This window comes from Propioniciclava soli, assembly GCF_014858005.1.
GTDB lineage: Bacteria > Actinomycetota > Actinomycetes > Propionibacteriales > Propionibacteriaceae > Propioniciclava > Propioniciclava soli.
In genome coordinates, this window is record NZ_JACYOT010000006.1 from 321,812 (window position 1) to 343,640 (window position 21,829).

The 21,829-nt window shown below is 74.3% G+C and carries 20 protein-coding genes and 1 pseudogene; 13 read left to right on the forward strand and 8 right to left on the reverse strand.

Features of this window, described 5'->3' with window-relative positions:
• Window positions 1-222: 222 nt before the first annotated feature.
• Window positions 223-573 carry a hypothetical protein gene (locus IFY26_RS08535; RefSeq protein ID WP_232548559.1) on the forward strand — a complete coding sequence of 117 codons (351 nt, stop codon included), beginning with the start codon at window positions 223-225 and terminating at the stop codon, window positions 571-573.
• Between the two features lie 521 nt (window positions 574-1,094).
• Here IFY26_RS08535 and IFY26_RS08540 read toward each other — a convergent pair.
• Window positions 1,095-2,120, reverse strand: a complete 1,026-nt coding sequence (locus IFY26_RS08540; RefSeq protein WP_232548560.1) for an LLM class flavin-dependent oxidoreductase — start codon at window positions 2,118-2,120, stop codon at window positions 1,095-1,097.
• A 70-nt stretch (window positions 2,121-2,190) separates the two neighbouring features.
• Between IFY26_RS08540 and IFY26_RS08545 the strand changes: the two genes are divergently transcribed.
• The 3 genes from IFY26_RS08545 (at window position 2,191) to argE (ending at window position 4,864) form a co-directional block, all read left to right on the forward strand.
• Window positions 2,191-2,799, forward strand: coding sequence for an NADPH-dependent F420 reductase (locus IFY26_RS08545; protein WP_232548561.1), 609 nt, complete (start codon window positions 2,191-2,193; stop codon window positions 2,797-2,799).
• 59 nt (window positions 2,800-2,858) lie between these two features.
• Window positions 2,859-3,500 (forward strand): MBL fold metallo-hydrolase, encoded by a 642-nt coding sequence (locus tag IFY26_RS08550; RefSeq protein ID WP_232548562.1) that lies wholly within the window; start codon window positions 2,859-2,861, stop codon window positions 3,498-3,500.
• A 194-nt stretch (window positions 3,501-3,694) separates the two neighbouring features.
• Window positions 3,695-4,864 (forward strand): acetylornithine deacetylase, encoded by a 1,170-nt coding sequence (gene argE, locus IFY26_RS08555; protein ID WP_232548563.1) that lies wholly within the window; start codon window positions 3,695-3,697, stop codon window positions 4,862-4,864.
• Window positions 4,865-4,905: 41 nt separating this feature from the next.
• Here the strand turns inward: argE and pknB are convergent, their stop codons facing one another.
• Window positions 4,906-6,933 carry a Stk1 family PASTA domain-containing Ser/Thr kinase gene (gene pknB, locus IFY26_RS08560; protein WP_232548564.1) on the reverse strand — a complete coding sequence of 676 codons (2,028 nt, stop codon included), beginning with the start codon at window positions 6,931-6,933 and terminating at the stop codon, window positions 4,906-4,908.
• A gap of 143 nt (window positions 6,934-7,076) precedes the next feature.
• Here pknB and IFY26_RS08565 point away from each other — a divergent pair, with 143 nt between their 5' ends.
• A complete protein-coding gene (locus IFY26_RS08565) occupies window positions 7,077-7,814 on the forward strand; it encodes a thiamine phosphate synthase (protein ID WP_232548565.1) in 738 nt (245 codons plus the stop codon).
• A 27-nt stretch (window positions 7,815-7,841) separates the two neighbouring features.
• Here the strand turns inward: IFY26_RS08565 and IFY26_RS08570 are convergent, their stop codons facing one another.
• Complete coding sequence (locus tag IFY26_RS08570) at window positions 7,842-8,957, reverse strand: polyprenyl synthetase family protein (protein WP_232548566.1); 1,116 nt, start codon at window positions 8,955-8,957, stop codon at window positions 7,842-7,844.
• A 51-nt stretch (window positions 8,958-9,008) separates the two neighbouring features.
• On the opposite strand from IFY26_RS08570, the gene IFY26_RS08575 reads away from it, so the two are divergent.
• A complete protein-coding gene (locus IFY26_RS08575) occupies window positions 9,009-9,896 on the forward strand; it encodes a methylenetetrahydrofolate reductase (protein ID WP_232548567.1) in 888 nt (295 codons plus the stop codon).
• Between the two features lie 21 nt (window positions 9,897-9,917).
• On the opposite strand, the gene IFY26_RS08580 is transcribed toward IFY26_RS08575, so the two are convergent.
• Window positions 9,918-10,403 carry a hypothetical protein gene (locus IFY26_RS08580; RefSeq protein WP_232548568.1) on the reverse strand — a complete coding sequence of 162 codons (486 nt, stop codon included), beginning with the start codon at window positions 10,401-10,403 and terminating at the stop codon, window positions 9,918-9,920.
• 319 nt (window positions 10,404-10,722) lie between these two features.
• On the opposite strand from IFY26_RS08580, the gene IFY26_RS08585 reads away from it, so the two are divergent.
• Window positions 10,723-11,163, forward strand: coding sequence for a hypothetical protein (locus tag IFY26_RS08585; RefSeq protein ID WP_232548569.1), 441 nt, complete (start codon window positions 10,723-10,725; stop codon window positions 11,161-11,163).
• 33 nt (window positions 11,164-11,196) lie between these two features.
• Here IFY26_RS08585 and IFY26_RS08590 read toward each other — a convergent pair whose 3' ends face one another.
• The 3 genes and pseudogenes from IFY26_RS08590 to IFY26_RS08600 form a co-directional block, all read right to left on the reverse strand.
• On the reverse strand, window positions 11,197-13,416 hold the full coding sequence (locus IFY26_RS08590) for a HelD family protein (RefSeq protein ID WP_232548570.1): 2,220 nt from the start codon (window positions 13,414-13,416) through the stop codon (window positions 11,197-11,199).
• 45 nt (window positions 13,417-13,461) lie between these two features.
• A pseudogene (locus IFY26_RS18375) lies at window positions 13,462-13,617 on the reverse strand (carotenoid dehydrogenase); the annotation flags it as partial.
• A gap of 823 nt (window positions 13,618-14,440) precedes the next feature.
• Window positions 14,441-15,037 (reverse strand): DUF4126 domain-containing protein, encoded by a 597-nt coding sequence (locus tag IFY26_RS08600; protein ID WP_232548572.1) that lies wholly within the window; start codon window positions 15,035-15,037, stop codon window positions 14,441-14,443.
• A gap of 186 nt (window positions 15,038-15,223) precedes the next feature.
• On the opposite strand from IFY26_RS08600, the gene IFY26_RS08605 reads away from it, so the two are divergent.
• Window positions 15,224-15,424: a hypothetical protein gene (locus IFY26_RS08605; RefSeq protein ID WP_232548573.1), complete on the forward strand. Its 201-nt coding sequence runs from the start codon at window positions 15,224-15,226 to the stop codon at window positions 15,422-15,424.
• A gap of 186 nt (window positions 15,425-15,610) precedes the next feature.
• Window positions 15,611-16,207 (forward strand): hypothetical protein, encoded by a 597-nt coding sequence (locus IFY26_RS08610; RefSeq protein ID WP_232548574.1) that lies wholly within the window; start codon window positions 15,611-15,613, stop codon window positions 16,205-16,207.
• Between the two features lie 78 nt (window positions 16,208-16,285).
• On the opposite strand, the gene IFY26_RS08615 is transcribed toward IFY26_RS08610, so the two are convergent.
• The gene (locus IFY26_RS08615; RefSeq protein WP_232548575.1) at window positions 16,286-16,519 is read right to left on the reverse strand and encodes a hypothetical protein; all 234 of its coding nucleotides are present in this window, start codon (window positions 16,517-16,519) and stop codon (window positions 16,286-16,288) included.
• Between the two features lie 7 nt (window positions 16,520-16,526).
• Here IFY26_RS08615 and IFY26_RS08620 point away from each other — a divergent pair, with 7 nt between their 5' ends.
• The 4 genes from IFY26_RS08620 (at window position 16,527) to IFY26_RS08635 (ending at window position 21,794) form a co-directional block, all read left to right on the forward strand.
• On the forward strand, window positions 16,527-17,117 hold the full coding sequence (locus IFY26_RS08620) for a polysaccharide deacetylase family protein (RefSeq protein WP_232548576.1): 591 nt from the start codon (window positions 16,527-16,529) through the stop codon (window positions 17,115-17,117).
• A gap of 69 nt (window positions 17,118-17,186) precedes the next feature.
• Window positions 17,187-17,510, forward strand: a complete 324-nt coding sequence (locus IFY26_RS08625) for a DUF6504 family protein (RefSeq protein WP_232548577.1) — start codon at window positions 17,187-17,189, stop codon at window positions 17,508-17,510.
• A complete protein-coding gene (locus IFY26_RS08630) occupies window positions 17,510-17,938 on the forward strand; it encodes an SAV_6107 family HEPN domain-containing protein (protein WP_232548578.1) in 429 nt (142 codons plus the stop codon). Before IFY26_RS08625 ends, IFY26_RS08630 begins: the two co-directional genes overlap by 1 nt.
• On the forward strand, window positions 17,931-21,794 hold the full coding sequence (locus tag IFY26_RS08635) for a DNA polymerase III subunit alpha (RefSeq protein ID WP_232548579.1): 3,864 nt from the start codon (window positions 17,931-17,933) through the stop codon (window positions 21,792-21,794). The genes IFY26_RS08630 and IFY26_RS08635 overlap by 8 nt, the downstream gene beginning before the upstream one ends.
• The last annotated feature ends 35 nt before the right edge of the window (window positions 21,795-21,829 follow it).

The window sequence follows — 21,829 nt, forward strand, 5'->3', positions numbered from 1 at the left end:
CACCCCTGTATCGTCGCCCACATCCAGCCCGATGAGCGCACAGCCGAGGCCGGGAAGCGGGCGAGAGAGGGGCGACCGATGCTGGGTGACCCCGGGCGCGAGGTTCGACGGTGGCGCGCCGAAAGGCAGGATGACCCGGGGCGAGATGTGCGGGTGAGTGCGGGGTGGGCCTGCGCTGCGCTAACGTCCTCCGGCTATGGCGTCGATTTCACCATTGACACCTTGGGTGAGGTGGACCGGTTCTTCGCCGATCAGACGAGGACGGGCCGCGTCCGGCGGCGGAGCGTGCTGGGCCGTGACCTGGACGGGCGCCTCGATGCCGTCGGGGCCTATGTGGGGGAGACCATCCGCAGGGCGGCAGGTGGCGTCTGGCAGGTCGATCTGCACGACCCCGAGAACGGACGTCTGCTGTTGCTGCTCGACGACGGCGCCCGGCTGCACCCGCTGCGGGACGTCCGCCGGATGTTCGAGGAGTTGTGCACCACGGGGACGCCCACCGGCGTCGCCGTCTATGGGGCGTTGCACGGGGCCGCGAGCCAGCCGGCCGCGAGGGCGGAACTGGGCCGGGGCTGAGGCGCGGCCTACGTACGCATGTCATCGATCCTGAGAAAATTGTCAGCCTTGGGCGGCCCTGTCCGCGAGCGGCTACGAGGCGGATTTCACTCCCAAGAGCCTTGCGGCGCTGGATGCGTTCTTCGACGACGAGGTGCGGGCGCGCGCGCCGCGGCGCCGCGGGCTGTTGGCCACCGAGCGCGAGGAGCGGTTGCAGGCCTTCGGCATCTACGTCGGCGAGGTCATCCGGCGCGCCGCCGGCGGCGCATGGTTGGTCGACGGTGTGGCGCTCTCCGACGCCTCCTTCGACGCGACCACCGACGCCTCCACCGACGAGGAGCAGGCCCGCCCTGCGCTGACCCTGCGCCTCGCCGACGGCTCGGTGGTGGATCCCGTGGCCCGGGTGTTGGCCCGGTTCGCCGGTGACATCGGCGCGGGGCTCGTCGGGTTTGGCGTCGAGTGCGGGTGGCGCCGCCGGTGCCGGATCCGGAGCCGGTCAGGCCCCGCCGGCGCTTCCTCTCCCGCGCGTCCGGGGCCCCGCGTCAGGCGAGCATGTCACGCACGAGCGGTGCGACCGTCGTGCCGTAGAGCTCGATGCTGCGGCTGATGGCCTCGTGGCTCAGCGGGCCGGTGCTGACCTTCACGTCGAACCGGGAGGCGCCGAGCGCCTTCGCCCCCGCGGCGATCTTGCGGGCCGCCGTCTCCGGGGAGCCGACCACCATGGAGCCGTGCTCCACCTCGTGCAGGAACGACTCCCGCGTGGGCCGGCTCCAGCCGCGCTCCGAACCGATCCGGCTCACGGAGGCGAGCCAGGCGTCGTAGAACTCCTCGACGGCCTGCTCATCGGTCTCGGCGATGTGCCCGAACGAGTGGTAGCCGATCGGCTGCTCGGGCTGCTCGAACTCGGCCAACGCGCGCCGGTACAGGTCGGCGAACGGAGCGAACCGGGCCACCGGCCCGCCGATGATGGCGAGCATGAGCGGCAGGCCGTGGTGCGCGGCGCGGATCACCGACTGCGGGCTGCCGCCCACCGCCACCCACGCCGGCAGTGGGCCGTGCTCGAGCGTGGGGTACAGGGTGGCGGCGTCCAACTGCTGCGTGTGGGTGCCCTGCCAGGTGACCGGCTGCTCGGTGCGGAGCGCGGCGAAGAGCGCCAGCTTCTCCTCGAACAACGCCTCGTAGTCGCCGAGCGCATAGCCGAACAGCGGGAACGACTCGGTGAACGAGCCGCGGCCGAGGATCACCTCGGCCCGGCCGTCGCTCAGCGCGTCCAGGGTCGAGAAACGCTCCCAGACGCGCACCGGGTCGTCGGAGCTGAGCACCGTGACGGCGCTGCCGAGCCGGATGCGCTCGGTGCGCGCAGCGATCGCGGCCAGCACCATCTCCGGTGCGGAGATCGCGAAGTCATCGCGGTGGTGTTCGCCCAGCCCGATGAAGTCGACGCCGACGGCGTCCGCCAGCACGCCCTCGGCCACGACGTTGCGCACCACCTGGGCGTGGGGCAGGGGCTGGCCGTGCTCGTCGTGGGTGATGTCGCCGAAGTGGTCGATGCCGAGTTCCAGGTTCATGCCCACCCAACGTAGTGCAACCTTCAACTATTCCCGGAATGGGATGGGCCGCAGAGGCGTTGCAGCATGCGTGACCTACGACCTCGGCATCATCGGCGTCGGCAAGCTCGGCAGCGCTCTCGGACGCCTCGCGCTCGACGCGGGCCTCGACGTGGCCGTCGCCGACGACCCGTCCCGCCCCCTGCTGGAGCTCGTGGTGGGCAGCGTCCTGCCCGGGGCCCACCTGGTGGACGCGGCCGCGCTGCTCGCGTCCAGCGCCGTCGTCATCCTGGCCGTTCCGCAGCCCGTGGTCGCCGGCCTCCCGCTGGCGCAGGCTGGTGACGCGGTCGTGGTCGACGCCACCAACGCCTGGGAGGCGACCGACGGCGTCCGCGCCGATGGGCCCACGACGGCCGCGCTCGCCGCGCGCCACCCCGAGCTGCGGCTGGTGAAGACGCTCAACCACTTCGCCTACGCCGATCTGCTGGCCGACGCCCGCCCGTCCGGCGCCCCCGGACGCCGCGCCGTCGCCGTGGCCGGTGACGACGCGGACGCCGTCGCGCAGGTCGCTGCGGTGGTGGACGCCCTCGGTTTCGACCCGGTCGGGGTCGGCATGGACTCCGCGGAGCTGCTGGAACCCGGCGGCCCCGTCTTCGGGCGGGTGCTGACCGCGTCCGATCTGCGGGCTGCGCTGGCCTGAGCGCGCCGCCCCGCGCCCCACCGGCTGCGCCGACCGGAGCGATGGGGCAGGGTAGGGGTATGAAGATCACGCACCTGGGCCATTCCGCCGTGCTCGTCGAGGTCGCCGACCGCCGGATCCTCTTCGACCCCGGCAACTTCTCCGACGGCTGGCACGCGCTGACCGACCTGGACGCCATCTGCGTCACCCACGCCCACCCCGACCACATCGACCCCGAGCACGTGGGTGCGCTCTTCGCGGCCAACCCCGACGCCGCGATCCACGTCGAGCCGGGGGTGTTCGACGCGGTGGAGCTGCCCGAGCGCGCCCGCCGGCTGGCCGCGGACGCCTCCGTCGAGCTGGGCGGCGTCCGGATCGACGCCGTGGGCGGCCTGCACGCGGTGATCCACCGCGACATCCCGCGCATCGGCAACGTCGGCCTCGTGGTGCACGCCGAGGGGGAGCCGACGTTCTTCCACCCCGGCGACAGTCTGGACGCCGTGCCCGGCGGCATCGACATCGTCGCCGTCCCGGTCATGGGGCCGTGGGCCGCGCTGAAGGAGCACATCGACTTCCTGCGCGACCTCAAGGCCCCCCGCGGGTTCGGCATCCACAACGGGCTCGTCAACGACCGGGGCTGGAACCTCATCCAGGGCCGCTTCGCCGACATGACGCCCACCGACGTGGCGGATCTCCGCGGCGGCGAGGCCTGGCAGAGCTGACGCCCCGGGCGTCCACCTCCACGCTCGGCCCAGGGCCGGGGCCCACGGCCGGGCATTTGGACCCGAGGAAATGGTGCCATGGCGCCACTTCCTCGGGTCCAAATGCACTCGACAGCGCCCACCAGCGCCCACCAGCATCCGACAGCGCCCCCAGCGCCCGGCGCGGGTTGGGTGGGCAGTGGTAGGAAGGAACCATGACGTCTGTTTCCCCCGAGACCCGCGACTGGCTGCGCCGGCTCGTCGCCCTCGACACCACCAGCCGTGATTCCAACCTGCCCCTGATCGAGCTGGTCGCCGACCACGTCCGGGGGCTCGGCCTGACCCCCCACGTCTTCCCGACCCCGGACGGTGCGAAGGCCAACCTTGTCGTCACCGTGCCGGACGCCGACGACAACACGTCCGGCGGGGTCATGCTCAGCGGCCACACCGACGTCGTGCCCGTCGACGGGCAGGCATGGACGTCCGACCCCTTCGAGCTCACCAAGCGTGACGGACGCCTCTACGGCCGCGGTACGGCGGACATGAAGGGCTTCAACGCCGTCGTGATCGCCGCCCTCCCGGAGCTGCTCGCCCAGCCGCTGCGCCAGCCCGTCCACCTCGCGTTCTCCTACGACGAGGAGGTGGGTTGCCAGGGTGCCCCGCCCATGGTGGACGCCCTCGCCGAGCTGGGTCTCGCCCCCGAGGTCACGTTCGTCGGCGAGCCCACCAGCATGCGCATGATCTGCGCCCACAAGTCGATCAACGTCATCCGGATCGCCGTCCGCGGCGTCGCCGCCCACAGCTCGCTGACCGATCAGGGCGTCAACGCCATCGAGCACGCCGCCTCGATCATCCGCTGGTGGCGCGAGCGCTGCGACCGGTGGCGCGACGAGGGCCCCTACGACGAGGGCTACCCGATCGCCCACACCACCGGCGCGGTCACCCTGATCTCGGGCGGCAACGGCGTCAACATCATCCCGGCCGAGGCGGACGTCGCCCTCGAGTTCCGCGCCATCGCCGAGGTGGATGACGCCGCCGTCATCGCCGAGCTGGAGGCCGCCTGCGCGCAGGTCGAGGCGACGATGCGGGACGAGGATCCGGCGGCGTCGGTCACGGTGACCGTCGAGACCTCCACCGTCGGGCTGGAGACGCCGCTGGACGCCCCGGCCGTCCGGCTGGGCGAGGCGCTGGGTCTCGAACCCCTCCCCGACAAGGTGACCTACGGCACCGAGGCCGGCATCTACAGCGACGCGGGCATCTCGGCGGTGGTCTGCGGCCCCGGCGACATCGCGCAGGCGCACAAGGCCGACGAGTTCATCGAGATCTCGCAGCTCGCGGCGTGCGAGGAGTTCGTCGGACGCCTCATCGCCCACCTCCGCGCCTGAGGCGGCGGCCGGCGTGAGGCCGTGGCCGGCGGGCCGCGGCCTCAGACGACGTGGATCGTGATCATCGACCCCTTCGGCACCGCGGTGCCCTCGGCGGGCTCGATGCGCAGGACGAGGCCAAGCTGCCCGCTGACCAGCCGGTTGTACTGGGTGCGGAAGCCGAGCGCCTGCAACTGCTCGGCGACGGCCTCGGCCCCCCGGCCGCGCAGGCCGGACGGGATCGTGACGAGTTCGGGGCCCTTCGAGACGACCATCGAGACCGCGTCCCCGCGGTGGAGCGTGCCCGCGGCGGGCTCCTGGCTCATGACGACGCCGCGGGCGACGGTGTCGCTGTGCTCCTCGGTGACTTTCAGCGTGATCGCGTTCTCCTCGGCCCACGCCTGGGCGTCGCTGGCGGCCTCGCCGGTGAAGTCGGTGACCTCGACGGGGGCGGGGCCGAGGGAGACGGTCAGGCCCACCGTCGTCGCGCGTCGCACCGACGTGCCGGCGTCGGTGCCCTGGGCCAGCACCTGCCCGGCGGGGGCGTCGTCATCGTAGGCCTCGGTGACGCTCGGGGCCAGGGTCAGCGCTGCGAGGGCCGCCTCGGCCTCGGCGCGCGTCCGGCCCACCAGCTCGGGCACCGCGTAGCGCTCCGGCCCCCGCGAGACGTAGGCGGTGAGGACGCCCTCGCGCAGCACGCGCTCGCCCTCGGCCGGCTCGGTTCGGATCACCTGCCCGGCCGGCACGTCCTCGGAGTACTCCTGCTCGAACACCACGCCGAGGTCGGACGCCTGCGCCGCCGCCTGGGCGTCCACCTGCGTCAACGTCGCCAACGCCGGTGCGGTCGTCCAGCGCCCCGCAAGGAGGTACCAGCTGCCCCACCCGCCTCCGGCGAGCACGACGAGGGCAACCAGCAGGGCGACCAGGCGCCCCCAGCGCACCCGGTGGCGGCTGGGGGGCGGGTCGTCCGGGCCCAGGGTGGGCAGCGAACGGGTGATGGGGGACTGGGGGGAGTAGGGCACCGGGCCGGTGCTGTAGAACGGCGCGCCGTCGGCCGACACGTCGAAGCTCGGCGAGACGGGCGTCACCGGGGTGAACCGCCGCTCCGCGGGCATCGCCGCGTGCGGAACGGGCGGCACGGCCGCCGTGGTCTCCTCCGACAGCGTGGTCTCGCGCATGCGGGCGACGAGGTGCGCGTCCTCGGTCACACCGCGCCCCAGCGCGGCGCGCGCCTGGCGCAGGTGGGCGAGCAGGACGCCGGCGTCCAGCGGCCGGTTGGGTCGGTCGCGGTTGGCGGCGGTCGTCACCAGGGCGTCCACGTAGGCGGGGAGCGGGTCGCGGGAGTCGCGCCACGTCGTCGACAACTCCATCGAGGGCGCGGTGATCTGGTGGTGGACGTGGCTGTAGGCCACCTGGATCGGCTCGTCCCCGGTGTGCGGCTTGCGGCCGGTCAGCATCTCGTACATGACGATGCCCAGGCTGTAGACGTCGGAGCGGGCGTCGGCGCGGCCCCGCGTCACCAGCTCGGGCGCGATGTAGCTCACCGTGCCGATCACGAGACCCGTGGTGGCCGCGTGCGACTGCGCGGTGATGGCGCGGGCCAGGCCGAAGTCGGCCACCTTGACCTCGCCCCGGTCGGAGATCAGGACGTTCTCGGGCTTGACGTCGCGGTGGATGATCCCGGCCGCGTGGGCGGCAGCGAGCGCCGAGCAGACCGGTTCGAGCAGGTCGAGCACACGGCCCGGCTCCATCGGCGCCTCGCGGGTGATGAGATTGCGCAGGGTGCAGCCCTGCACGTATTCCATGACGATGTAGGGCCGGCCGTCGTCGGAGCCCTGGTCGAAGACGCTCACCACGTTGGGGTGGGAGAGGTGCGCGGCGGCCCGCGCCTCGGCGTCGAAGCGGCGGGCGAAGTCGTCGGCGTCGCCGAGACCGTCGTTCATGATCTTGATGGCGACGGTGCGGGAGAGCCGCAGGTCCTGGGCCAGGTAGACGGTGGCCATGCCGCCGCGCGCAAGCTTGCTGACGACCTCGTAGCGGTCGTCCAGCACGTGGCCGATGAGGCCGTCGCGGCTGCGCTCACTCGTCAACACAAGGACTCTCCAGGCACGGATCGGGGAAGGAAGAGGCGTGCCCGCCTTGTCGGTGAGTGTAGGCGGCGCGGGGGAGCGGGCCGCCTGCGACCCGCCGGTGATGCCGTTCGGCTCGGGAGGGAATGTGCCATGCTGGCCGTGTGACCGCTCTGATGGGAATCGCGACCAGACTGAAGCTCGCGCGCCTGCTGTGGATCGCGCCCGACACCGGGGTGGTGAGTTCGCTGGCCCGGCCGGTGTTCGCCGGGGGAGCCGACATCATCGCCCTGGCCGATGATCCGTCCGACCCGATCGCGGACGCCACGGCCGACGACGCGCTGGCCGGCATCCTGGAGGCGGCCCGCGTGACCCAGGGTCTGTCCGGCTACTTCGGACGCACCGTGTCGGCCGCCAAGCTCTCCCCCGACGTCGTCGTCCTGGTCGACCCGGAGGCGAACACCGCCCGCGCCCGCCAGCTGTTGGGGGAGTGGTCGGTCATCGGCCGGGAGTGCCACGACAGGGCTGCCGTGGACGCCGCCCTGGCCGACCCCTGTGTCGACTTCCTGCTCGTCGGACCCGGCCTCGAACTGGTGCGGTACGCCGCCTCCGTCGCGCCGGCCCATGACCCGGATGCCAAGCCCTGGTTTGCGGTGCGCGGCATCAGCCCGCGGAGCCTGGACGCCGTCGTGCGGGCCGGCGCGATGCGCGTGGCGGTCGGCGCCGCGATCACCGACGCCGCCGACCCTGGCGCCGTGGCGTCCGCCCTGAAGAACGGGCTGCGCGAGGCGTGGAACGCGGACGCGCGCATGGAAGAGGTCACCCGCTCGGCGTTCGGCGGGGGGCCCAAGCTCACGTTCCCGCCCAGCCCCGGTGCCGCCGACGGGGAGATCGAGCTGTAGTTCGTCGGCAGTTCTGCCGGCGGCCGTTCAGTAGGAGCGACGCACCGCCTTGTGCGCGAGGGCGATCAGGCCCGCCCGGCCGGTCTCGGTGAGGTCGGACGCCTCGAGCGCGGCCAGTGCCGCGGTGAATTCCCGGTCGATCTCGGCCTCGACGGCCTCCCGGGCGCCCGAGGCCACGATGATCTTCCGGGCCGCCTCGGCGTCCTTCGCGCTGAGGGCGGGGTCGCCGAACAACCCGGCGAGCGTGGCGGCGTCCGCCTCGGACGCCCGCGCGAACGCCTCGACCGCCAGCAGGGTCAGCTTGCCCTCGCGGAGATCCTCGGCGGAGGTCTTGCCGGTCAGCGCTGCGTCGCCGAACACGCCCAGCACGTCGTCGCGGTACTGGAACGCCCGGCCCAGCGGCTGGCCGAACGCGCTGAGGGCGTCCAGCTGCGCAGGCGAGGCGCCGGCGAGCGCCGCCCCCACCAACAGCGGCCGCCGCACGGTGTAGGAGGCCGATTTCCAGGTGACGACCGTGCGCACCAGATCGGTCAACTCGGCCCGGCCCTCCGGCGTCCGGGCCGTGGGGTGGGGGTGTTGCGCCTGGGCGAGCACATCGAGGTACTGGCCGGCCGTGACCTCGGTGCGCATCGCCTCCAAGTGGGGGCGGGCGCGCTCGAGGGCATCGGCGGGGAGGGCCGCGCGCCGCACCATCTCCTCGCTCCACATCAACAGCAGGTCGCCGAGCAGGACGGCCCCGGCGCGGCCGAAGGCGTCCGCATCACCGCGCCAGCCGGCCTCGGCGTGGTCGCCGGTGAACTGCACGTGGGCGGCCGGGACGCCGCGGCGGGAGTCGGAGGCGTCCATGACGTCGTCGTGGACGAGGGCGGCGACGTGCAGCACGTCCAGCGACGCCGCGGCGGCGACGACGCCGTCCGGCAGGCACGGGTCGCCCCCGCCGGCCACCCAGCCCCAGGCGCAGAACGCGGGCCGCAGACGCTTGCCGCCGGCGGTGAACAGGCGGGCCCGGTCGATGAGGGGGGTGAGCCGGGGATCAATGGCGGCGAGCACCCCAGCCTGCGCGTCGAGGTGTGTCGCGAGGGCGTCCGACACGGCGTCGGTGAAGGCGTCGGCGAGCGGGGCTTCGGGAGCGAGCGTGACCACGGGTTGAGCCTAACCGGACGCCGTCCGCGCGGCTGTCCTAGGGTTGCGCGCATGCCCGCGTCCCCCCTCGTCGACCGTCTCCACGAGCGCGGACGCCCCACCTTCAGCTTCGAGTTCTTCCCGCCCAGCGACGACGCCGGCGTCCAGCAGCTCATCGGCACCGTGGACGCCCTCGGCCCGCTCGCGCCCGACTGGGTGTCGGTCACCTACGGCGCGACCGGGGCGGCGCGGTACAAGACGTTCTCCGCCGTCGGGGCGATCCGCGGCCAGACTGCGACGCCCACCATGGGGCACCTCACGGTGGCCGGGCAGAGCACGGCCGAGGTGCGCCGGGCCCTGGAGTCCTACGAGCGCCTGGGGGTGACGCACATCCTGGCGTTGCGCGGCGACCCCACCGACGGGGAGCGGTTCGCCCCCCACGCGGACGGGCTGCGCACCGGCACCGACCTGGTGCGGCTCGCCAAGCAGTCCGGCGACTTCACGGTCGGTGTCGCCGCGTTCCCCGACGTCCACCCCGACGGCTCGGCCGAGCTCGACGCGCGCATCCTGCTCGAGAAACAGGAGGCCGGCGCGGAGTTCGCGATCACCCAGCTGTTCTTCTCGGTGGACGCCTACGTCGCGCTCGTCGACCGGTTCCGGGCCCTCGGTGGCACGATGCCGATCGTCGCGGGCATCATGCCGGTGACCGTGCCGAGCCAGATTGAACGCTTCGCGCACCTCTCGGGCGCGCGGATGCCAGCCGAGGTCGAGGCCACGTTGCGCGCCGCGGCGGACGACCGCGACCGGTTCCGCGCCGTCGGCATCGACCTGATGACCCGCCTCGCCGACGACGTGCTGGCCGCCGGCGCCCCGGGGCTGCAGTTCTTCACGCTCAATCGCTCCCGGGCGACCGCCGAGATCCTGGCGCGCCTCCGCGCCATGCCCGTGCGGACGGCCTGAGCGCCCGGGCCGGCCGGAGCCTCAGTTCCAGACGATCGAGTCGAGCAGGATGTCGGCCTCGGCGTCCGTGACCGACATCAACATGATGAGGGCCACGGAGCCGCCCTCGGCCTTGGCGAGCACGGTCTGCGGCCCCCCGTCCTGGTTCACCGCGTACCTGCGCATCGCCACGCCGCCGACCGTGCGGGGCTCCAGCACCTGCAGCTCACCGTCGGTCTGGGACTCCACCAACCAGTCGAGCTGTTCGACCGGCACCGGGGCCTGCGTGGGCATCTCCTGCCCCATGATGGTGATGATGTTGTCGTCCGTCGGCCCCTCGGCCCAGAGCTGGACGATCCCGACCATCTCGCCGAAGTCGTCGGCCATCGCCTCGGTCCGGTCGGTGTAACCGGCGGGCAGGGTGCCGCTGGCGACCTCGACGGCGAAGGAGGCCCCCACCGCCGCGGTCGGGGTCGGGGTGGGGGTGGGGGTCACCGAGGGTGCGGTCGTGACCGGGCTGGCCGTCACCACCGGCGCCATTGCGGCCGGACTCGACGCGGAATCACCGGGGGCAGTGCACCCGACAACCCCGCTGAGCGCGACCGCAGCGAGCCAGACGCGTGCGGCTCGCGCGGCACGGGGGGTGAGCTGGGGCATGGTGTCCTCCGATCGGTATCGGCGCGGTGGTGGATCCGGCGGGGCTGACACTACCCGTGACCGTCCCGGCCGGGACCGACGGCGCACCATCGCGCGCCGTACGACCCTGGTGGGACGTTCGGCCAGTCTTCGGTCGGGTTCGCGCGTCGGACGTCGCCGGGCCCCCCGCGGGCACCCTAGGCTCACCGTCATGACGACGCTGTTGCCCCGGCCCGCCGAGACCGAAACCGCCGCGTCCCCGCCCCCGGCCCCCGCGCCGGCCCGCCGGCCGGACGGGTGGCTCCTGCTGGCGCTCGCCGTGATCCTGGGCTCGTCCCTGGCCGTGGCGTTCCAGGCATTCAACCTGTTGTGGGGCCCCGTCGTCTTGGGCCTGGCGCTCGGCTGGCTTGCGTTGGGGCTCGTCATCACCGCGCTGGTCACGCGGCGCGCCGAGGGCCCCCACCGGCGCACCGACCGGCGGGCCGTCTTCGTCGCGCTCGGCTGGTGCACGCTGGTCGCCCTGGTGGGTGGCTGGTGGTGGGTCGGCTCCGGCCCGCACGCGACTACTGCGCTCGTGACCTCGTCGGTCGCCGCGCTGGCCGTCGTGCCGCTCGGGGTGGTCGGCCTCCGGCTGCGCAGCGCGAGCCGCTGAACGGCGTCCGCCCCGCACCCCCGACAGGCGCGATCAGTCGGGCAGGTCGGCCCGCCAGGCGCCGGGCCCGCCCACGTCGAGGGTGACGAGCCGCTGCGTCGGGCGGGTGAGCGCGACGTAGAGCACCCGGATGCCGCCGGGGCTCTCCGCGACGATCTCGTCCGGCGCGACCACGACGACGCCGTCGTACTCCAGGCCCTTGGCCTCCAGCGGCGAGACGAACAGCACGCGAGAGCGGGCCTCCTCGGTCACCGCGTCGTCCAGCTTCGCACCCACCCCCTGGCCCAGAGCGGCCAGCCGCGACGGCGGCACGATCACGCCGACGGTGCCGCCGACCTCGCCGGTGAGCCGGGCGACGGCGTCCGCCACCGCACCCACCAGCTCCGGCTCGCCCGCGGTCAATAGGGCCGGCTCGACGCCGGTGGACCGCACGGCGTGCGGTAGGTCCGCCGTCGGGTGGTGCGCCTTCACCACGCGGGCCGCCAGCGCGAAGACCTCCGCCGGCGAGCGGTAGTTCACCGAGAGGCGGAACTCGCGGTGGGGGGCGCGGCCGATGAGGTCGCGCACGGCCCGGCCGACCTCGTCGAGATCCGGCCAAGAGCTCTGGGCCAGATCGCCCACCACCGTCCACGACGCCTGCGAACCGCGCCGCCGCAGCATGCGCCACTGCATCGGGGTGATGTCCTGGCTCTCGTCGACCAGCACGTGGGCGTAGGTCTCGTGGGCGTCGTCGGTGAGCGACTCCGCCGCCTCGGCTCGGCCGGGCTCGGTGGTCACCAACTCGGAGACCTCGGCGCCCTCGAGCAGGAACAGCGTCGGGTCGACCTCCTCCTCCACCGGCACCGGCCCCAGCAGCGCGGCCAGCTCGTCGAGCAGGGCGGTGTCGGCGACGGTCCAGGGCCGGTCCGCGGCGCGCGACGCGACCAGCAGGGCCTGCTCGTCGGCGTCCAACAACCCGCCGGCCACGCGCTCCACCACCCCGGGGTCGCCCAGCCGCCGCAGCACATCGGTCGGCGACAGCGCCGGCCACCACGCGTTGAGGAACATCTGGAACGGCGCCGACGAGGCGATCAGGTCGTCCACCGCCTCCTGCTCGAGGTCGAGGTCGGCCGGCACCTGCGCGGCGAGCGCGTCGGTGAGTGCCCGCTCGGCGGCGTCCCGCGCGAGGTTGACCTTCTGGTGGGCGAGGATGTTCGCGCGCAGGCGGGCGAGCTGGCCCTCGTCGAGCTTCAGCACGTTGCCCTTCACGGTGACGCGCAGCGACAGCCCGTCGGCGCCGGGGTCGACCAGGGGCAGGTTCACGAGGTTCCGCAGCACCGACACCATGCGCAGACTGCCCTTGACGAACGCGGTGGGGGCATCGTCCACCACCTCGGCGGTGAGCCCGCCGAGCGCGTCGGACGCGACGTCCCCGATCGCGCGCAGGGTCACCGAGTCCTCCCCGAGGCTGGGCAGCACGCGCTCGATGTAGTTCATGAACACCGGGCCCGGCCCGACGACGAGGATGCCGCCACGCTCGAAGCGGCGCCGGTGGGAGTACAGCAGGTAGGCGGCCCGGTGCAGCGCCACGACGGTCTTGCCCGTGCCGGGCCCGCCGCTGATGATCGTCACGCCCGCGTGGTCGGCGCGGATGGCCTCGTCCTGCTCGGCCTGGATCGTGGCGACGATGTCGCGCATCCGCGTGCCCCGCGCCCGGGAGAGCGACGCCATGAGGGCGCCCTCGCCGATGATGGGCAGGCCGTCGCGGTTGGCGTCCGTGTCGAGCAGGTCGTCCTCGATGCCGATGACCTGTTCGTTGCGGCAGCGCAGGACGCGGCGCCGCACGACGTCCATCGGGTTGGTCGCGGTCGCCCGGTAGAACGGCTCGGCGGCCCGCGCCCGCCAGTCGATCACCAGGGGCTCGTACTCCTCGTCGCGGACGCCGATGCGGCCGATGTAGCGCACCTCGCGACCGTCGGAACCGGTGGAGTCGCCCGTCTCGTCGAGGTCGAGCCGGCCGAAGACCAGGCCCTCGTGCTCGGCGTCCAGCGTCGCGAGGCGGCGCGCGGCCTGGAAGGCGAAGGCGTCGCGCTCGAACATCGCCGTGCCGTCCTCCTCGCGCATCCAGCTCTGGCGGTCCGAGGTGTAGATCGCGCGCCCCGTTCTCGCGGCGGAGCGAGCGGAGAGGGTCGCCTCCTCCAGTCGGGCGTGGACGGCATCCACGTGTGCCTGCTCAGTGGCCAGCTCGCGTGCGAGCAGCTCTGCATCGTTCAAGAGTCGTCCTGCCTGGTGACCGTGACATGACCAAGACCTGACATCCTACCGCGCCCGTCCATGGCCCTGGCGGGTGTTCGTCGGCCGAATGTCCTCCCCCGTGAGGTGCGCGTGGGCGGCGTAGGACGCCAGCGCCCCGCTGAGCACCTGGGCCCACGGTTCTGCCCCGCCCGGGCTGGAGGCGTGGACGACGAATCGGCCCGGGGTGGTGGGGTCGACGAGGCGGGGGCGGGCCAGCAACTGGTCGACGAAGGTGTCCCGCGGCCGCCAGCGGCGGGGGCGGTGCCAGGTGAGGCCGGGGTCGCGCGTGTCGATCGTGACGGCGGCGGCCGGCGTTGTTGCGGTGGTGGGGACGCCCCGGGCGGCGAGCCGGCCGCGCAGCACGTCGACCAGGGCGGACGCCGGCGCCGGGGCACCCGCGGCGTCCACGAGCTGCCATCGGCCGAACGTGCGGTCGATGCTGAGGCGGGAGGTGAGCCAGGCGGGCGCGTCGGCCGGGTCCAACCCCCGGTCGGTGGCGACGGCGCGGACGCGGTCGGCCAGCACGGGGTGCCGGAGGTCGCGGGCCACGTGCGCCAGGCTGCGCCGGGGGTCGAGCCCGGCGCGGGCCACCGCGGCGTCGGTGAGTTCGGCCTCCAGGCCGAGGGGACGCAGCGCCTGCCAGGTGCGGTCGGCGGCGTCGACGAGGTCGCGCCAGGCGGCGGCGGCGTCCTCGCCGAGGGCGTCGACGTCGCGGTACCACTGCTCCCCGCGGTCGCCGGGGCTGTCGGGGTGGGGCACGAGTTCGAGGCCGTGGAGGCCCAGCGCGCCCTTGGCGGGGCGGCCCGACTTGGTGAACAGGTCGCGCCACGGGGCGGGGAAGTCGACCACCACCGAGCCCGCCGTCGCGCCGAGCTGGGCGGCAAGCGCGTCCGGCCAGCCGGGGTCGGGCTCGACCAGGGTGACGTCGTGGCCGACGTGGGCGAGCCGGGCGGCGGCGGCGACACCGGCGACGGTGCCGCCGAGGACGGCGACGGTGCCCACGTCAGGCGGGGGTGGGGGCGTGGCGGTCGCGCCAGCGCTGGAAGGACGCCCACCCGCGGCGGATGCGGGACGCCAAGTACCACAGGGCGCCCAGCCCCGCCAGCAGCAGGATGCCGAAGACGACCGCCGCGGCCACCGGCGCCACCGCGACGAGGGTGGCGACGCCGGTGACGGCCACGTCGCCCGCCGACGAGGCGGCCACGTTGGTCACCGGCTCGGGGGAGGTGTTCACCGCCAGGCGGATCCCGGCCTTGGTGAGGTGGCTGACCAAGGCGGTGACGCCCCCGACGGCGGCCAGGGTGACCGTGGTGAGGTCGCCCGTGGCGCCGGCCCACAGGGCACCGATCGCCGCGCCGGCGATGGGGCGGATCACGGTGGAGACGGCGTCCCAGGCGGAGTCGACGTACGGGATCTTGTCGGCCACCACCTCGATGAGGCACAGGACGCCGACGACGACCAGCACGTCGGTGCGCTGGAACCCGGCCGGGACGCCGTCGATGCCGGCGAAGCGGCCCAGCAGCCCCAGCACCAGCACGGTGGCCCAGGCGTTGACGCCGCTGGCCCACCCGGAGGCGAAGGCGGCGGGGAGCATCTCCATGGACGCCGAGGGTACTGGGCGGGGGTGACAGCGCGCACGCGCCGTTCGGGCTCCGTTCACCACAATGTCATCCATTCGTCGCTGGTGGTACGGCCCACCCCCGTGCCGGCCACGCCCCCGGCGCGCCTAGAGTGGAATGGTTCAGGGCGGCGGACGCCGTCGCGCGCGCGGGTGGGGAGGGTTGCGGTGGGCAACGCACTGGAATTCATCAAGGGTGTCGACAAGCTGCATGCCTTCTACACCGAGAACGTCCGCATGCTCGCGCACGCCTACGACCTCTCCGACGAGGAGGCCGCCCGCATCCTCGAGACGTACGACTTCCGCAACGTGGCGCGCTCGATCCTGCGCCCACCGCGGGTCGACCTGATGGAGCGCCTCGGCGACTGACGCAGGGCTCCCCGCCAGGGATGAGGGCGGCTGCGCGCACGGTCGGACGTCGGGGCCGCTCGGGGCGCAGGGGCATCCCGACCGTGGAGCGACGCGCCGGCGTCCGGGGCGGCGTAGGTTCACCAGAGTGAGTCGTGGGTTCGGCCGCCGGGGGGCGGCCCTGGCGTGCAGTGTCCTTCTCGTCGCGTGCGCACCCGCTGCGTCCGTGACGCCGTCGCCGTCCGCCCCGGGGTGACGCCCCCGGCAGCCGTGGCGGCCCCGGCGACGTGGGCCAGCGACCAGCTCGTCGAGAATCGGCCCGACCGGCCCGTGTTCCTCGCCTGGCCGGTGGTGCCGGACGCCGCGCCGCTCGGCACGGCGGTGCGCGCCTGGCTGGACGAGCGTCTGGAGGTCTTCCGTGCCGACGAGATCCCCAGCGAGGAGGCGCCGCCCGAGCTCAACGGGCAGTGGGCGGCGACCCTCGACGAGCCGGGCGGCATGGTGGGTGTGCGCGTGGAGCTGTACGAGTTCAGCGGTGCCAACGGGGCGCTGACCTCGGCCACGTTCCACGCCGAGCGCGGGGCCACGGCCGCGCTGTCCGGGCGCGACCTGGTGGCCGACGAGAGCGCCGATGCGTTCGCGGACGCGACCCTGGCGGCGCTGCGGGCGGCCGGGCACCCGGTGCTCGACGACCTGGCCGCCACGCCGGCCGCGCGCGAGGCGCTGTTCGCCGACCTGACGTTCACGCGCGCCGGCGAGCTCGTCGTTTTGCGTCGGCGAGGGGGTCGTGGCACCCTTCAGTGAGGGGGAGGTGGACGCCGTGGTGCCGGCCGAGGTCGCCGAGGGGTTGTTGTCGCCGAACGGGCGGCGGGTCCGGGACGCCTACGCCGCGGTCGGCCCGATCGCCGCGTCGACGCCCCCCGCTCCCGCGGCCACCCCGACGCCCGCTCCCGTGGCCACGCCGACGGCCCCGCCCACCTCGAGTTCTTCGGCCGCCCCGAGTTCGTCGGCCACCCCGAGCGCGTCGCCCGCTTCGAGTAGGGCGGCAGGGCCGGGCACCCCGGCCGCGCCGGCGGCGTCCGGCACCGCTGCGGGGTCGGTGGACTGCGCGGCCACGCCGTGCGTGGCGCTGACGTTCGACGACGGCCCCGGGCCGCACACGGCCCGGTTGCTCGACCTGCTGGCCGCCCGGAAGGCGCCGGCCACGTTCTTCCTGCCCGGCCAGAACGTGGCCCGACAGCCGGGGTTGGTGCGCCGGATGGCGGCCGAGGGGCACGAGATCGGCAACCACACGTGGGATCACCAGCAGCTCACCAAGCTGGGCCGGGCCGGCCAGCGCGAGGAGGTGGAGCGGGCGGCGGCGGCGATCGCTGCGGCCGGCGCGACGCCGACGGTCTTCCGGCCGCCCTACGGCTCGCGCAACGCCACCACCGACGCCGTGGCGGGGGCCCCGGTGATCCTGTGGGACGTCGACACCCTCGACTGGAAGACCCGGGACACCGATGCCACCGTGGCGGCCGCGCTGCGCGACACCCGGCGCGGCTCGATCGTGTTGATGCACGACATTCACGCCCCGACCGTGGCCGCCGTGCCCCGCATCATCGACGGGCTGCGGGAGCGGGGCTACACCCTGGTGACCGTCTCGCAGCTGCTGGGCGACGCCCGTCCCGGCGTGGTGCACCGCCGGCGGCAGGGGGCGGACGCGGGCTCTTGACGGATTGTCGGAGGCGCGGCGTAGAGTGATCGCTCCATCGAACTTCTGTTCGAAAAGGGGAGGGTGGTCATGCGACGGTACGACGAACCGATCGAGGTGCGCTCGGGTGAGGTGGACGGCGAGCTCGCCCCCGTCCAGTTCCTGTGGCGGCGCCGGCTGTGGCGGGTGCTGAGCGTCGAGACACGGTGGAAGGAGACCGCGGACTGGTGGTCGCGCGGGGCCGGGGGGCGCGCGGAGGCGTCCACCGGGGCGGACGCGGACGCCGACCTGCTCGCCGAGTCGGAGGTCTGGCGGGTGGTGGCCTCACCGGGGGCCTGGGCCTCCCCGGGGGTCTACGAGCTGGCGCACCCGGTCAGCCACGACGCCTGGTCGCTGCGGGCGGTGGTGGACTGATGCCCGCCCTCGACGTCCCCGGACCCCACCGCACGTCTCACCGCGCGGGCCCCCTGGTGGCCGAGAACGGGGGCGGGGCGGTCGACGACGTCGCCGCCGCGCTGGCCGCCGCGGAGGACGCCGCGCGCCCGGCGACGCGCTACCTCGCCGCCCACGCTGCCGCGCTGCGGGTGGCCGCGGCGGTGCTGGCGGTGCGGCGGCCCCGGCTGCGCGGGCGGCGCGGGGTCTGGGAGGTGGTGGCCGCCGTCGCGCCCGAGCTGGGCGAGTGGGCGGCCTACTTCGGCACCCTCGAGCTCAAGCGGCAGGCGGTCGCGGCGGGGGCGTCCGGGCTGGTCGGCACCCGCGAGGCGGACGACCTCGTGCGCGATGCCGAGGCGTTCGCTGCGGCCGCAGCCTGGTACTGCGGCGGGGGTGGGCGGCATGGGTGACCCGTTCGTCCACCTGCGGGTCGCGTCGGGCTACTCGCTGCAGTACGGCACCGCGCACCCGTCGGCGCTCGTCGCGCAGGCGGCGAACCATGACATGGACACCCTCGCCCTCACCGACCGCGACGGGCTCTACGGCGCCATCCGGTTCGCCAAGGCGTGCCTGGGGGCGGGCGTCGCCCCGGTGGTCGGGGCCGATCTCGCGGTGGAGCGGGACGGCCGTCGGGCGGCCGGCGCCGGCTGGACGCGGGGCGGCGACGCCCTGCCCCGCGTGGTGGTGCTCGCCGAGTCGCGGCGCGGCTGGGGCTCGCTGTGCCGGCTGGTCTCGGCCACCCACGCGCGCGGTGAGCGCGGCAAGCCGGTCGCCAACCGGCTCCTCGTCGGCGCCCACGCCACCGATGTCGTCGTCGTCCTCGGCCCCGACTCCGACCTGGGGGAGGCCCTCGCCGAGCGCGACGACGCCCGGGCCGAGGCCGTCCTGGCGGCGTGGCGGGCGGTGCTGGAGGACCACCAGATCGTCCTCGGCGTCACCAACCACCACGTCGCGCCCGGCCCGGGGGGCTGCGCGGTCGGGTCGGCGCGCCTGGCGGGGCGCATGCTCGCCTTCGCCGACGCCCACGGGCTGGCCGGCGTCCTCACCAACGCCGTCCGCATGGCCCGTCGCGCGGACGCCCCGGTCGCCGACGTGCTGGACGCCGCCCGCCGCCTGGTGCCCCTCGACGTCCGCAACGTCGACCGGCGCAACGCCGAGGGGTACCTCAAGTCGGGCAAGGACATGGTCGCGACCGCCGAGGAGGTCGCCCGCCTCGCCGGCCGGCCGGACGCGACCCGCCTGTTCGGCGACACCCGGCACCTGGCGCTGCGCTGTCGCCTCGACCCGCGGGCCGATCTGGGGCTGGGGGAGATCCACCTGCCCGAGTTCGCCGGGGGCATCGGCGAGCTGCGCGCCCGGTGCGAGGCCGGGCTGGCGGCCCGCTACGGCGCGGCGCCGTCGGCCACGCACGACCGGCTGGCCGACGAGCTGGGCGTCATCGAACAACTGGGGTTCGCGGCGTACTTCCTCACGGTCGCCCAGGTGGTCGACACGGTGAAGGAGATGGGCATCCGCGTGGCGGCGCGCGGCTCGGGGGCGGGCAGCCTCGTCAACTACTGCCTGGGCATCTCGGGGGTCGACCCGATCCGCTACGACCTCATCATGGAGCGGTTCCTCTCCCCGCTGCGCCGGGCGCTGCCCGACATCGACATCGATGTGGAGTCGGCCCGGCGGCTGGAGGTGTACGACCGGGTGTTCGCCGATTTCGGCGCCGACCGGGTCGCCGCGGTGGCGATGCTGGAGACGTACCGCGTCCGCCACGCCATCCGCGACACGGGCGCGGCGATGAGCCTGCCGCCGGGGGACGTGGACGCGTTGGCCAAGGCCTTCCCGCACATCCGCGCCCGCGACGTGCGCCACGCGCTGCGCGAGCTGCCCGAGCTGCGGCGGCTGAAGGTGGCCGACACCCAGCTGGAGACGCTGTTCACCCTGGTGGAGTCCCTCGACGGGCTGCCCCGGCACGTGGCGCTGCACCCATGCGGGGTGATCCTGTCCGACGCCACGCTGGGGGAGCGGACGCCGGTCGAGGCATCGTTCGGCGGCTACGCGATGAGCCAGTTCGACAAGGACGACGTGGAGGACATCGGGCTGTTGAAGCTCGACATCCTCGGCATCCGGATGCAGAGCTCGATGGCGCACGCCGTCGACGAGGTGGCCCGCGTCACCGGCGAGCGGGTGGACGTGGACGCACTGGCGCCGTACGAGGACGCCGACGTGTACGGCATGATCGGCCGCGCGGAGACGATCGGCTGCTTCCAGATCGAGTCGCCGGGCCAACGCGAGCTGGTGGGCAAGTTCGGGCCACGCGAGTTCAACGACCTGGTCATCGACATCAGCCTGTTCCGGCCCGGGCCGGTGAAGTCCGACATGGTCGTGCCGTTCCTGCGCGCCCGCAACGGGTGGAACGAGGCCAGCTACCCCCACCCCGACCTGGTGCCCGCCCTCGCGGAGACCCAGGGGGTCGTCGTGTTCCACGAGCAGGTGATCAAGCTGGTCGCCGTCATGACCGGCTGCTCGCTCGCCCACGGCGACGAGGCGCGGCGCGCGCTCGGCTCGACGCAGGGGCAGGAAGACGTGCGGCGCTGGTTCGTGCCCGCCGCGCGGGCGCGGGGCTACGACGAGGCGCTGATCGGGCACGTGTGGGAGGTGCTGGTCGCGTTCGCGTCGTTCGGGTTCTGCAAGGCCCACGCGGCGGCGTTCGCGCTGCCCACCTACCAGTCGGCGTGGTTGAAGTGGCACCACCCGGCCGCCTTCATCGCGGGGCTCCTCACCCACGACCCCGGCATGTACCCCAAACGGCTCATCCTGGAGGAGGCGCGGCGCGTCGGCGTCCCCATCCTGCCGCTGGACGTCAACGCCTCCGACGCAGTCCACCGGATCGAGTCGGTGGCCGACGCCGGGCCCCCCGCTGCCTTGGGTGCTGCGGAGCAGCCTCGCTCGGCGGTGGCCGTCCACACCCTCGGCATCCGGCTGGCGCTGAGCGAGGTGAAGGGCATCACGGACGCCGAGATCGACCGCATCGCGAGCGGTCGGCCCTACGCGGGGCTCGTCGACTTCTGGCAGCGCGCCCGCCCGTCGAGCGACGTCGCCGAGCACCTGGTGCTGGCCGGGGCGTTCGACACGCTCTACCGCATCGGCGGCCCGCGGCGCATCGGCGCCCGGGGCGTCGTCACCCGCCGCGACCTGTTGCTCACCCTCGCCGACCTCGCCCGGGCCGATCGGGTGGACGCCCGCGCCCACGGCCGGGCCCGCGGCCTGGGCAGCCAGGGGGCGACCACGGAGCAGGCCGTCCAACTGGCGTTCGACTTCGCCCCGCCGGCCGAGGCCACTCCCGCCGACCTCGCGGTCCCGACCCGGGGTGCGTTCCCCGCCGACGTCGCGCTGGCGGCCGACGTGGCGTTGCCGGCCGACGTCCGCCCGTCCGGGTTGCCCGAGATGACCGCGACCGAGCGGCTGGAGGCGGAGCTGGCGGTGCTCGGCCTGGACGCCACGCGCCACGTGCTGGCCGAGCACCGGGACTTCCTGGACGCGATCGGGGTCACCTGGTCCGACCAGTTGCTCCAGCGGCGCAGCCAGAGCCGGCTCCTGGTGGCCGGGGTGAAGGTGGCGACGCAGACGCCGCCCGTGAAGTCGGGGCGCCGGGTGGTCTTCGCGACGCTCGACGACACCCGGGGCCTGGTGGACCTGACGTTCTTCGAGGACGCCCAGGGCCCCTTCGCCACCACGGTGTTCAACAGCTGGCTGCTGCTCGGGGTGGGGGAGCTGCGGCGCACCGGTCCGCGCGGGGTGTCGCTGCGGGCGATCGGGGCGTGGGACCTGCTGCAGCTGCGGGAGCGGTGGGCGTCCGTCCTGGAGGCCACCGGCGATCCGGACGCCGCCGCCGCGGCCGTGCGGTCGGTCATCGACACCGACCTCGCGGCGCAGGAGGAGGCCAACGCCGCCCGCGACCGGGCCCGCGCCGAGTGGGACTGGAACGCCAAGGCGGAGGGCCGGCCCTGGGCCGACGAACCCCGCGCCGACGAACCCCGCGCCGACGAACCCCGCGCCGACCGGCCCCCCGTCAACCAGCCCCGGGCCGACACCGAGCACGCGGGCGCCGCCGGTGGCATGGGGCAGCGTCGGGTGTTGGTGCACCCCAGCGGGTTCGTGCAGTCGCCCTACACCGACGTGGCGCCGGCGGGGGAGTCGCCCAAGCAGATCCCGAAGCGCTACGCCGACCCGGGGCGCAAGCTGTGGCACTCCAGCCAGGGGTCGTCCGGCCGGTGACCAGGGGAGCGGGGTGCTTTTGTCGGACCCACCCC